This window comes from Methanoregula sp., assembly GCF_049518935.1.
GTDB lineage: Archaea > Halobacteriota > Methanomicrobia > Methanomicrobiales > Methanospirillaceae > Methanoregula.
On the sequence record NZ_JBEKRH010000022.1, the window covers coordinates 1 to 12790 of the forward strand.

Consider the following 12790-nt stretch of genomic DNA (forward strand, 5'->3'; position numbering starts at 1 on the left):
GTCGTCATCAACAAGGACGGGTCGCTCATGGTCGAGGATAACGGCCGGGGGATCCCCGTCGATGTGATGGAGAAGAACCACAAGAGTGCGCTCGAAGTCGTACTGACCGTCCTCCACGCTGGTGGCAAATTCGACAAGGAGACCTACCAGGTCTCGGGCGGTCTCCACGGAGTCGGTGTCTCGGTGGTCAACGCGCTCTCGAACTGGCTCTCGGCCCGGGTCTACCGTGACGGGAATATTTACGAGATGCGGTTCTCGAAAGGCAAGCCCACCTCAGCGCTCACGACTCGTGAGGAGAGCCTCGCTGAGCTCCTCGCCCGGTACCAGCAGTGGTACGGCGAGCCGGCACCTTTTGGCCGGGCCCCGGCATTGGCAGCCCCTGCACCCGGTGATATCACTGGTCGAGTCCCCGTCCCGCCCCCAGGTGCCATTACCGGCCAGCTCGATCTCACTACTGCAACCCACTACCCAACCGGAAACGAGCAGGAAGACCGGGCATCGCTCCTCGCGACGCTCGGGAACAAGCTCACTGGCACCCGGATCCACTTTGTCCCGGATGCAACGATATTCGAGACGACGACGTTCGACTATGATACCCTCTCCCACCGGCTCCGTGAACTTGCGTTCCTGAACGCCGGCCTCACGATTATCATCACCGATGAACGTACGGTCGATTCCGTCACGCTTGCGGCCACGGTCGCCACCTATTGTTATGCCGGCGGGCTTTCCGAGTTCGTGAAGTACCTCAACGAAGGCATCGATGTCATCCACCCGAACCCCATCTATATCACAAAAAAAGACGCTGATAACAAGCTCGAACTCGAGGTCGCGCTGCAGTACACGACCCAGTACGATGAGAAACTCTACACGTACGTCAACTCGGTCAACACCCGCGAAGGCGGCACACACCTCGAAGGCTACCGGAGCGCCATCACCCGGGGCATCAACGTCGTTGCGAAGCGGAACGGTCTCATCAAGGAAAATGCCCAGGTTACCCTCCGGGGCGAAGATGTCAGGGAGGGCCTGACTTCGGTCGTTTCGGTCAAGATGGCCAACCCCCAGTTCGAGGGCCAGACCAAGATGCGGCTCGGGAACAGCGCCGTCAAAGGGATTGTCGATTCCCTTGTGTACGCGGCTCTCACCGAGTACTTTGACGAGAACCCGGGCGTGCTCAAGACCATTGTTGAGAAGGCACTATCGGCCGCAAAGGCCCGCGAGGCCGCACGGAACGCCCGGGAGCTGGCCCGGCGCAAGAGTTCGCTCGAATCTGCCGGCCTGCCCGGGAAGCTCTCGGACTGCTCCGAACGCGATCCCAAAAAGAGCGAGATCTATATCGTGGAAGGGGACTCTGCCGGCGGCAGTGCCAAGCAGGGCCGGGACCGGAAATTCCAGGCAATCCTTCCCCTCAGGGGAAAGATCCTCAACGTCGAGAAAGCAGGCGAACACCAGATCCTCAAGAACGCCGAGATCCAGACGCTGATCAACGCCATCGGCACCGGGATACTGGAGAAATTCGATGCTGAACGTGCCCGCTACCACCAAATCGTCATAATGACCGATGCGGACGTCGACGGGGCGCACATCCGGACGCTCCTCCTCACGTTCTTCTACCGGTACATGCCAAAACTTATTGATCTCGGGTACGTTTACATTGCCCAGCCGCCTCTCTTCCGGGTCTCGAAGGGGAAGGAAGAGAAGTACGTGTACAAGGAAGAGGAGATGCAGAAGGTCTCCGCCGCTTTTGGAGAGAAAGGAGTCTCCATCCAGCGGTACAAGGGTCTCGGCGAGATGAACGCCCAGCAGCTCTGGGACACGACCATGGACCCGGAACAGCGAATCTTCCGGCAGGTCACCGTCCAGGATGCGACAGACGCGGAGTTCACCTTCAAGACCCTGATGGGCAAAGACGTGGAGGAAAGGAAGAATTTCATCTACCGCCACGCGAAGGAGGTGACGAACCTTGACATCTGAAGCCCCGCAGGAGATCGCCGAGACTCACCGCACCGAACCGATCAGTATCGAGCAGGAGATGAAGACCTCGTACATCAACTATGCGATGTCAGTCATCATCGGCCGTGCCATTCCCGATGTGAGGGACGGTCTCAAGCCGGTCCACCGGCGCTCGCTGTATGCCATGTGGGATATGGGCAACACGAGCGACAAGCCCACGAAGAAGAGCGCGAGGGTGGTCGGTGACGTGATGGGTAAGTACCATCCTCACGGCGATGCCTCTATCTACGATACGATCGTCAAGATGGCCCAGCCCTTCTCGTACCGCCACATGCTGGTACAGGGGCAGGGCAACTTTGGTTCCGTCGATGGTGATGCTGCGGCAGCGAGCAGGTACACCGAAGTCCGGCTCTTCCCGTACGCCGAGGCGATCCTGCAGGATCTCGACAAGGAAACGGTGGAATTCGTTCCCAACTACGATGAGTCATTAAAAGAACCGACCGTCCTCCCCTCGAAGATCCCGAACCTCCTCGTCAACGGGACCGATGGCATCGCGGTCGGGATGGCGACGAAGATGCCGCCTCACAACCTCCGCGAGGTATGTGCAGCCGTCAACCGGTTCCTCGAAGAACCAAATGTTTCCATTGAGGAACTCCTCCAGATCATGCCAGGCCCGGACTTCCCGACCGGCGGCGTCCTGATGGGGGTTGAGGGCGTCAAAAACATCTACGCCACCGGCCAGGGCCGGGTTGTTGTCCGCGGGGTCGCCGAGATCGAGGAGTCCGATGGCGGGAACCGGGGCGACCGGATCATCGTTACCGAGCTCCCTTACCAGGTCAACAAGGCCCAGTGGATCACGGCCATCGCCGAGATGGTCAAGGACAAGAAACTCGACGGCATCAGCGACATCCGCGATGAGTCGGACAAGGATGGTATCCGGGTAGTCTTCGAGCTGAAAAAGGGCATGATCTCTGCGGTCATTCTCAACAACCTGTACAAATACACGGCGCTGGAGTCCAGTTTCTCGGCTTCAAACCTCGCGATCGTGGACGGGGCCCCGAAGATCCTCAACCTCCCGGCCCTCCTCGGGAACTTCGTCCACCACCGGATCGAAGTGATCCGGCGCAGGTCGGAATTCGATCTCAACAAGTGCCAGGAGCGGGTCCACATCTTAAACGGCCTTCTCACTGCGCTCGCGAACATCGATAAGATCATCGCGGCAATCCGCGGGTCCGACACGGTCGACAACGCACGGATCGCGCTCATCTCGGGTTTCGGCCTTGACGAACCTCAGGCCAATGCAATCCTGCAGATGCAGCTCCGCAGGCTCGCAGCGCTCGAACAGCGGAAAATAACGGATGAGAAGAACGACCTCGAAACAGAGATCCGCAGGCTCGAGACGATCCTCTCATCTGAGGCAAACATCAAGGATGAGATCCGGCGCGAGACCTCCGAAATCGCACTGAAGTTCGGCGACGCCCGCAGGACGGAGATTGCCCTCGATATGAGCGATCTCTCGACCGAGGATCTCATCGAGGACAAGACAGTGCTCGTCTCCATCACGAAGACGAACTATATCAAGCGGATGGATCTCGACACCTACCGGAAGCAGCGGCGCGGCGGCCACGGCGTCACGGGCATGACCACGAAGGAAGACGATGTCGTCAGGTCGGTCTTTGCGGCCGGCATGAAAGACTACCTCCTCTGCTTCACGAACATCGGCAGGGTGTACTGGCTCAAGGTCTACCAGATCCCCGAGAGCTCGCGGATCGCCAAGGGTAAGCCGATCATCAACCTCCTCAACTTAAAAGACGAGGTCATCACTACGGTTATCCCCATTCGTGAGTTCCGGCCGGACAGGTACCTCATGTTCGCGACAAAACTCGGGCAGGTCATCAAGATCCCGGAGACAGAGTTTTCGAACCCTCGGTCGACCGGGACGAACGCCATCCGGCTCAAGGAGGGCGACCAGCTCGTCGATGTCATCATGACCGATAACACGAGGGAAGTGGTCCTCTCGACCCGTTTCGGGTACGGCCTACGGTTCCATGAGGACACCGTCAGGGTGGTGGGACGGAACGCGTCCGGGGTCATCGGCATGCGGTTCCGGGTCAAAGAGGACACGGTCTGCGCGATCACCCTCGTTGATAACGAGCACACGCTCCTCACGATTTCCGATGTCGGCTTCGGGAAGCGGACCGAGTTCGACGACTTCCGCGGGCACGGCCGGGCAACGCAGGGAGTCCGGACGATGGTGCTCGAACGCGATGCCGTGGTCATCGAATCGCGGGCCGTCTCCGGGACCGACGAGATCTTTGTCATGACTGCATCCGGTGTCGTCATCAGGACGCCGGTCAGCGAGATCCGGATCATCGGGCGTGGCACCAAAGGTGTGAAGATCATGCGCCTTGACGAGAACGACAAGATCGTCGGCGTTGCCGTAGTCCCGGCGGACATGGATAACGGGGCCGATGTCACGGGCGAAGATCCGGTACCGGAATAACGCTCTAACCATTTCTTTTTTAACCTGCAACCGGCAGATAACGAAATGTCTGAACCATGCGCGAAAAATGAATGGCGGTTCCGGAAATGAACCCCAATTACCGAACCTTTTTATTCAGGAGAACCCCAACTAACGATTAAGGCCTGATGCACGAAATGAGCAAACCTGAAAGCGGACTTTCCGAAACCATGTCCCTGATATTCATGGCAATGCTCGTGATCATTGCCGCAATACTCCTTATTGCCTCAATGACCGGCGTAATCTCCAACCTGCTCCAGAAACCCGCACTCTTGTCGGCCCAGGTTATCCAGTATGATGCTCCCGGTAACTTACATACAATCGCCGTCTTCCACCAGCAGGGAGATGCCGTTGACCTGAATGGTACATCTCAGACCGGGGGCTCTTCCATAGTCTCCCTCACCCTGATCGATACAGGGGGTCTTTCCTATACGGTCAGCCCTGCCGTCCCAATATTCCAGAATAATCAATGGGGACCTGGGGATACGCTGTATATTTACTGGACGGGCAGCGCATACAGATATACAGATGACCTGACGACCGTTACACCGGTAAGTCTGCCGACAGGCACCTATACGGTAAAAATTATCGATAATAAAGTAAACGTGATCATCAACGCACTCCCGGTAACAATCAGGTAACCTGCCGGTCCCTGTTTTTCTATCAGGACTTCATTTTCCATCTCTTTTATCTGCCATCATACTAATCTCCCTGATCGGGATTTCCATGTACCGCAAAGAGATCAAGGCTACTTCACACCGTGAAGGGGATATCATCGACCTGACACCGGACATGCAGGCAGCAGTAACGGAAAGCGGGGTAAAGAGAGGCCTCGTCCACCTCTTCGTGCAGCACTCGACCGCCGCACTTACTACTATTGAATACGAGCCGGGGGTGATTGCGGATATGCAGCGGGCATTGTCTGCTCTCGCCCCGGATGCAGCCACCTATGCCCATAATACAAAGTGGGGGGACGGGAATGGCAGATCCCATGTCAAGGCGGCACTGGTCGGGCCGGATCTTGTCATACCGGTTGAGGCAGGGAAGCTGATGTGCGGGACATGGCAGCAGGTGGTCCTGCTCGAACTCGATGTGAATGCAGGCCGCACGAGATCCATTGTCTGCACAATTACCGGTGAATAGTTCATTTATATCCTGCACGGGATTGATTGCCTCCACCCCCGTTTTTCTCCTCTGGTACCTGGACTGCTCCCGTGCCCAAATCCATTTATCGGGGCTCATACCAAGTGGTAGATGAGATGAGTGACGCACTCAGACAGCAGATCAGGGAACGCTGTGCAGGGATGGATATTCCCCTGGTGGGCTTTGCCCCGGCAGAGCGCTGGGATCACCCGCTCTTCGAGCCTTGGGTACCGGAAGAATTCCGGCCGCTATCGATCTGGCCGGAAGCAAAAACCGTGATCGTGATCGGGTTGCCGGTCAGTCTGCCGATACTCGAGACGGCTCCATCAATCTGGTATCATGAGCTGTATCGCACTGTCAACACCCTGCTGGACGAGTACGGGTACCGGATCGCTACCTCCCTTACAACACAGGGTTTCCCTTCAGTCTGGATCCCCCGCGATGGCTATGGTTCGGTCAGCGTACTGAAGGAAAAACCGGTGGCCTTCTTCTCCCACCGCCATGCCGCGCTGCTTGCCGGCCTTGGGAACTTCGGGATCAACAATGTCCTGCTGACTCCGCAGTTCGGTCCGCGGGTCCGGTTTGCTTCGATTTTCACTTCAGCAGAGATCCCGGCCGATCCCGTCATCGACCAGCCGCTCTGCATCCGGTGCATGCGCTGTGTCCACGTCTGCCCGGTCAAGGCGCTCCAGGAAAAAACATATCCTGAAGGACTCACGGACAAGAAGGCATGCGCAACACGATCGGAGGCCCTGAGTACCCGGTACATCTCGCCGTGCGGCCTCTGTATCCGTATCTGCCCGGTGGGGGATGACAGGATATCATATGCCCGGGAAAACCCGGAGATATATAATGATAATGACGAGCACTATGCCCCTTATCACCGGGGATGGAATCACGTACGATCGTACAGCGGGCGATGATTGCCTGACGGCATTCCGTGCAGGGAAACGAACTTATAATCACTTAAATATAATCCGATGACAATCCAGGGTATGAGACCTGTCTGGGGGGAGTGTTGATTCTCCTCATTATGGGAGTCGTATGTGCCGGATGTACCGGCAAAAAACCAACATCGCTACCGGTCACAAGAATATCAACCCAGATTCCGGTTGTACCCTCAATACCGATTCAGCACGCATACAGGGGAATCCTGCCAATCTCCATTTAACACGACCGTGTTTGCTTTTTCAGCGGTATCGGAAGAGATGTGTGGACAACCGAACCCTGCTCCGGGATCAGGATCGATACGCGGATGCAACTTCCCATCAGCGCAGCAACCCATCGATGCAGATCATGTATTCTTTTATCCACCAGAATTTTATTCATTTTCGGAAAAACGGCGGAAATGTCCGTTTTTTTAAGATTGTCCGTTCAATTTCAGTTTTCCGGGCATTCCTCCAATTGCAGAGATTCTGAAATGTTTAATGCAAATAAAAACATTTTTATAGCTTATATGTATTTTATACATTTACCAGAGAGCGTTATCTGAATGGATAAGGACCACCAAACAGATCAAGCACCTGTTCCCACAACCGGAGCCGGTTCCACCGGCTCTGCTATCGGCGATACTGAACCGCAGGGAATCGCTGTTCTGTACGTCGATGATGAGCTTGTCCTGCTGGAACCAACCAAGATATCCCTGGAAAAAAAGAAGGGATTTTTCGTCGATACCGCAATGAGCGCAAAAGAAGCGCTGGAAAAAATCGCCGCGCGGTCATACGATGTGATTGTCTCGGATTACCAGATGCCCGAGATGGACGGCATCCAGCTCCTCAGAAAACTCCGGGATGAGAACAATGGTATCCCGTTTATCATCTTCACGGGAAAAGGGCGTGAAGAGGCCGTCATTGAAGCGTATAATGCCGGCGCAGATTTCTACCTGGCAAAAGGGGGAAATCCCAAGGCAATGTTCCTGGACCTTGCCAACAAGATCCGGCAGACGGTCAACCGGAAACGGGCAGAAAAGGCCCTCCGGGAGAGCGAAGAGCGGTACCGGAAACTGGTTGAGCAGAGCCACGATGCGATATACATCTACCAGGGAACAAAGTTCGTCTTTGTCAACGACCGGGTCTCGGAAATATCCGGCTATTCCAAGAACGAACTGTACAGGATGAACATCCTGGACATTCTCCATCCCGATGACAAGGCGCGGATCGGGGAAATCTCCCGGAAGCGGATGAGCGGTGAAGATGCCCCCCAGACCTATGAAGCCCGCATCCTGACAAAGAAGGGGGAGGTCCGGTATCTCGAACTCTCCATGACAAGCCTGGTATTCAATGGCAGTGACGCTGCACAGGGATCGGTACGGGACATAACCGAGCGCAGGATTGCGGAAGATGCACTCCGGAAAAGCGAGGAGAAGTACCGGTCCATCTTCAATAGCTTCGATGACCTGTATTACCAGACGGACCTGCAGGGCATTATAAAGATTCTCTCTCCCTCCTGCAAAAAGATCACGGGATGGGATGCCTCAGAACTTCTCGGTCACCAGGTTCTCGACCTGTACCCGTTTCCCGAACAAAGGAAGATACTGCTTGGAGAGATGTTCACCAATGGTGCAATTCATGATTACGAGGTGATCCTGAAAAACAAGGAGGGGAAGCATCTCATCGTCTCCGTAACCAGTCACGTTGTCCGTGATGAATCCGGCAATCCGCAGGGAGTGGAGGGATCGCTCCGGGACATCACTGAGAGAAAACAGATCGAGGAAGCGCTCCATGCAAGTGAAGAGCGTTTCCGGACGCTTGCCGATTTTCTCCCGGTGATCGTATTTGAAACAAATATCTCCGGGACACTTACTTTTACCAACCGGCTCGCTTATCCGACATTTGGTATCGGAACAACAGATGTCATGTCCGGCCTCAACGTGATCGACCATATCGTTCCCGAGCAGAGGAAGACGGCAAAGGAGAACATGGCAAAGATATTTGCCGGAGAGGTGCGTAACGCAATCGAATATACCCTGCAGCGCAAAGACGGCAGCCGTTTCCCGGCAATGATCTCCACCAGCGGGATTATTGACAGGAAAACAGGGAAGGTTTCCGGCCTGAGAGGCGTAATTATCGATCTTACGGAACTCAAAACAAAAGATGCGGAACTACAACAGAGCGAAGAGAGTTATCACGGGTTGTTCAATACCGTCAAGGATGCCATATGCATTCTGGATACGACCGGCAGATTCATCGATGTCAATAAGGGGGCAGAAGAGATGTTCGGTCACCCCCACGAGTTCTTCATCGGTAAAACGTTTGAAACGCTCTCCGCGCCGGGCCGCAATGACCTGGCGCATGCCTTTGGCCAAGTGCGGGTCGCATCACTCGGCCGGCCCCGGCAGTTTGAATTCTGGGGATTGCGTAATGGCGGCGATGAGTTCCTGACCGAAGTTCGCTTATACAAGGGTACATACTTCGGTAAGGACGCGGTCATCTTCCTCGCGGTGGATATAACCGATCGTAAAAAGGCCGAAGAAGAGCTCAAGAGCAGTGAACAGTACCTTAAGACGATCTTCAATTCGGTCCAGACCGGCCTTGTCATCATCGATCCCGGCACCTATACGATTATCGATGCGAACCCGGCCGCCATCACCCTTATCGGGGCTGACCGGAATGCAATCATCGGGGCGACCTGCGAGGATTTTATCTGTCATACCGTGAAAGGCAAGTGCCAGTTCACCGACAGTCACCTGGAACGGGAGAACGTCGAGAGTATACTTATCAGGGCCGACGGGCAGAAGGTCCCCATCCTGAAAACCGTGATTCCGGTCACGATATCCGGCAAGCCTGCATTCCTTGAGAGCATCCTGGATATCACCGACCGGAAACGGGCTGAAGATGCAATGCAGAAGGCGTACTTCGAGCTTGAGCAAAAAGTAGGGGAGCGGACAAAAGAGTTAAGCGAACTCACCCTGAATCTCCAGGACGAGATAGCCGAACGCAAACGAGTGATGGAAGCACTGGCCACGAGCGAGGAGAAATACCGGTCCCTCGTCGAGCAGATCGGGGATATTGTCTTCCACATCGATGAGAACGGGCATATCACGTACATGAGCCCTCACGTCCTGGCAAAAATGGGTATGACGGGAGAAAACCTGCAGAAACTCCATGCACGTGATCTGGCCCCGCCGGAGTACCAGGATGCGATCGGGAAATACCTGGATCCTGCTATCTCAGAACACCCCCAGGTTTCGGGTTTCGAGATACACATCCCCATAAAAGGAACAGGATCATCCCTGATATTAGAGGTGAATGCAACCACGAGTTTCGACAAAACCGGGCGGTTTACCGGCTACTCTGGCATAGCCCGGGATATTACCGTTCGCAAAAATCTCGAGAACGAAGTTGCAGCTTCGTTAAAAGAGAAAGAGATCCTCTTAAAAGAGATCCATCACCGGGTCAAGAACAATATGCAGGTGATCTCAAGCCTGCTCAGCCTCCAGGCACGGCTGATGAAAGATCCGGGGAGTCGTGAGGCAATACGGGAGAGCCAGAACCGGGTCATGTCAATCGCCCTCGTTCACGAGAAACTGTACCAGTCAAAAAACCTTGCCCGTATCCATTATGACGATTATCTCAAAAAAATCGGGGAAAACCTGCTCCAGTCCTATGGAATACCTGCCGGGAAGATCCGGCTGGATATCCATGCTGACGATATGGTCCTGCCCATCAGCAAAGCAATTCCCGTCAGCCTCATCATCAACGAAATGCTCTCCAATGCATTGAAATATGCATTCCCGCAGGACAGAACAGGAACAATCACCATCGATTTCAGAAGGACGGGTGAGCATTACATTCTTGTTGTAAAGGATGACGGGGTGGGACTGCCCGGGAAGATTGTACTGGACTCTATCGAGACACTGGGGCTCCAGCTGGTGAACTCGCTCGTGGCACAGATCCAGGGTACTCTTACTCTGCAGAGAGAGAACGGGACGGAATACAGGATCGAATTTGATTTTGAACCGGGAGAAGGAGACCATTATGGGTGATGTAAAAACAGGGGATGTAAAAATTCTCGTAGTAGAGGATGAAGCGGTAACCGGCATGGATATACGGAGAAGCCTCACCGAACTCGGGTATTCGGTATGTGCAATCGCAACAACAGGGGAGCTGGCCGTGCGAAAGGCAGGTGAACTGCATCCCGACCTGATCCTTATGGACATCATGCTTGCCGGCAAGATGACGGGCATAGAAGCTGCAGAGATCATCAAAGAACAGTACCACATACCGGTGGTGTATCTGACCGCATACAGTGATGACAGCTACCTGACGAAGGCGAAACTTACTGAACCTTTCGGGTACATCCTCAAGCCGTTCCGCGAACAGGAGCTGAAAACTACCATCGAGATGGCGCTCTATAAATATGCCATGGAGCATGCGCTCAAGATCAGCGAAGAGACAACACGTGTCCTGCTGAACGCCACGGAAGATCTCCTCTTTCTCATTGATATCAATGGCAGGTTTCTTGCCGCAAACCTCGCCCTTGCCATGAAGACCGGTAAAAAGGTCCAGGATTTTATTGGTACCAATGTGTCAGATCTCGTTGAACAGGGGGTCCTGTCTCAACGGATGGCCGTCTGGAACCTGAACGTGACCCAGAAAAAGCCGGTGCATTTTGAGGAGGAGTTCAAATCAGCCTGGTTCGAGACCTCAGTTTACCCGGTTGTCAACCTCGAGGGCCAGGTCGTCCTGTATGCAGTATCCATCAGGGATATCACCAAAAACAAAACAATCGAGGAACAATCCCGGCAGAACGAGGAATTTTTCCGGTCCCTTATTGAGGAGACGTCCGATATCATCGCAATTCTGAACAAGGACGGGACACTCCGTCATGAAAGCCCGTCAATAGCAAAATCCCTGGGATATGCACCGGACCTGCTTGTCGGGAAACCCATCTCCGGGATCCTCCCAAACGAGGACATCCCGGTCTTTAACCGGATCCTTGGTGAGATCCTCGACAACCCCGGTATCGTAAAACCCATCCGGCTGATGATCAATGACAACGATGGATCGGTACATATCATGGAAGGGATCATCAGCAACCTGTACGGTAACCCGGTGATCGACGGCATTGTTCTCAACGGGTGGATCAGGAGGAGCGGGGCAGACCGCTGAACCCATCTGTTTTAAAAAAAAGAGCTGGAGAGACCGGTTCAAGGGGCAGGGAAACTATTACCGGCCCGGAATATTTTGCGATCGTTCCGGTCTTTTAGATCTCCCGTAAGGATTTGACAAGGAAGAATCCCACTATACCGAAGGTGATGAGCGGGGAGACCCAGAAGGGAATATGGTTGCCAAAACTGTCCAGTATCATGATGATCCCAAGGAAGAAGATGGAATACATGGCCCCGTTTTTGAGATAGAGATATTTCCTGATGGTGGCGACGTTCCTGATCGTCAGTTCCCGGACCACCAGCGCCCCGAGGCCGTTCCCGATGATAATCAGGGGCACGGCCATGGTAAAGGCAAAGGCACCCACTACGCCATCGATGGAGAAGGTGGCATCGATAACCTCGAGATAGAAGACCTTGGAGAGGTCGGTCATGTCCGTGTGCAGCATCGTCTGCTCTGCCTGTTCGGCATTCTGCCGGAACCCGTGAACGATAAAAAACACTGTCGATCCCATCACCGCACCGAACGCAACCATCGTGTTGTACCCAAGGGACATCCAGACAAGGGCCGCAAGGATTACACCGACCACCGCAAAGAACCAGACACCTTTGGAGGCAAGGAATTTCTCGCCCGGCAGCCCGAAGTGCTTGTCTTCGAGAAACAGCCAGTGGAAGAAGAGGAAGAGGAGGAACGTGCCCCCGCCCATCAGCAGGATGGGGGCGGATTGTGCGATAGCAGCAAGGACCAGGGGATCGCTTGAGAACGTAGCGGTGAATGCCCCGACAGGGCCAAGTGACGGGGATGAGAGCCAGACGATCAGCCAGGGCAGGAGGCCGCGGACGGCAAAGACGGCAAACAGGAGTCCCCAGGTCAGGAACCAGCGCTTTGCCCGCTCGCTCATGGTCGAGAGCACTTCGGCATTGATGATCGCATTGTCTATGCTTGTGATCGTCTCGAACAGGCAGAGGCCGGCGATGATCAGCACGACGGAGATAATGTCCATGAATCAGGATCCTATGCGATTTGCATGGGTATTAACATTATGAGAAGCGGGTAAGAGATTCCGGAT

The 12790-nt window shown here is 54.7% G+C and carries 8 protein-coding genes; 7 read left to right on the plus strand and 1 reads right to left on the minus strand.

Features of this window, described 5'->3' with window-relative positions; translation table 11 throughout:
• The 7 genes from ABSE13_RS11065 to ABSE13_RS11095 all read left to right on the plus strand — a co-directional run.
• Nucleotides 1–1971 (plus strand): DNA gyrase subunit B (locus tag ABSE13_RS11065; RefSeq protein WP_424028576.1); only part of this gene is annotated, 1971 nt, incomplete at its 5' end.
• Nucleotides 1961–4453, plus strand: a complete 2493-nt coding sequence (gyrA, locus tag ABSE13_RS11070) for a DNA gyrase subunit A (protein ID WP_424028577.1) — start codon at nt 1961–1963, stop codon at nt 4451–4453. The genes ABSE13_RS11065 and gyrA, both read left to right, overlap by 11 nt.
• Before the next feature lie 155 nt (nt 4454–4608).
• Nucleotides 4609–5112 (plus strand): hypothetical protein, encoded by a 504-nt coding sequence (locus ABSE13_RS11075; RefSeq protein ID WP_424028578.1) that lies wholly within the window; start codon nt 4609–4611, stop codon nt 5110–5112.
• A gap of 85 nt (nt 5113–5197) precedes the next feature.
• Nucleotides 5198–5614 carry a secondary thiamine-phosphate synthase enzyme YjbQ gene (locus ABSE13_RS11080; RefSeq protein ID WP_424028579.1) on the plus strand — a complete coding sequence of 139 codons (417 nt, stop codon included), beginning with the start codon at nt 5198–5200 and terminating at the stop codon, nt 5612–5614.
• A 116-nt stretch (nt 5615–5730) separates the two neighbouring features.
• Complete coding sequence (locus ABSE13_RS11085) at nt 5731–6537, plus strand: 4Fe-4S binding protein (protein WP_424028580.1); 807 nt, start codon at nt 5731–5733, stop codon at nt 6535–6537.
• A 569-nt stretch (nt 6538–7106) separates the two neighbouring features.
• Nucleotides 7107–10598: a PAS domain S-box protein gene (locus tag ABSE13_RS11090; protein ID WP_424028581.1), complete on the plus strand. Its 3492-nt coding sequence runs from the start codon at nt 7107–7109 to the stop codon at nt 10596–10598.
• Nucleotides 10591–11724, plus strand: coding sequence for a PAS domain S-box protein (locus ABSE13_RS11095; RefSeq protein ID WP_424028582.1), 1134 nt, complete (start codon nt 10591–10593; stop codon nt 11722–11724). Before ABSE13_RS11090 ends, ABSE13_RS11095 begins: the two co-directional genes overlap by 8 nt.
• A gap of 94 nt (nt 11725–11818) precedes the next feature.
• Here ABSE13_RS11095 and ABSE13_RS11100 read toward each other — a convergent pair whose 3' ends face one another.
• Complete coding sequence (locus ABSE13_RS11100; RefSeq protein ID WP_424028583.1) at nt 11819–12724, minus strand: DUF475 domain-containing protein; 906 nt, start codon at nt 12722–12724, stop codon at nt 11819–11821.
• Nucleotides 12725–12790 lie beyond the last annotated feature (66 nt).

Coding starts and splice junctions, on each gene's coding strand:
- ABSE13_RS11075 (WP_424028578.1), top strand. CDS start 4,609: ATGAGCAAACCTGAAAGCGGACTTTCCGAAACCATGTCCCTGATATTC.
- ABSE13_RS11080 (WP_424028579.1), top strand. CDS start 5,198: ATGTACCGCAAAGAGATCAAGGCTACTTCACACCGTGAAGGGGATATC.
- ABSE13_RS11085 (WP_424028580.1), top strand. CDS start 5,731: ATGAGTGACGCACTCAGACAGCAGATCAGGGAACGCTGTGCAGGGATG.
- ABSE13_RS11090 (WP_424028581.1), top strand. CDS start 7,107: ATGGATAAGGACCACCAAACAGATCAAGCACCTGTTCCCACAACCGGA.
- ABSE13_RS11095 (WP_424028582.1), top strand. CDS start 10,591: ATGGGTGATGTAAAAACAGGGGATGTAAAAATTCTCGTAGTAGAGGAT.
- ABSE13_RS11100 (WP_424028583.1), bottom strand. CDS start 12,724: ATGGACATTATCTCCGTCGTGCTGATCATCGCCGGCCTCTGCCTGTTC.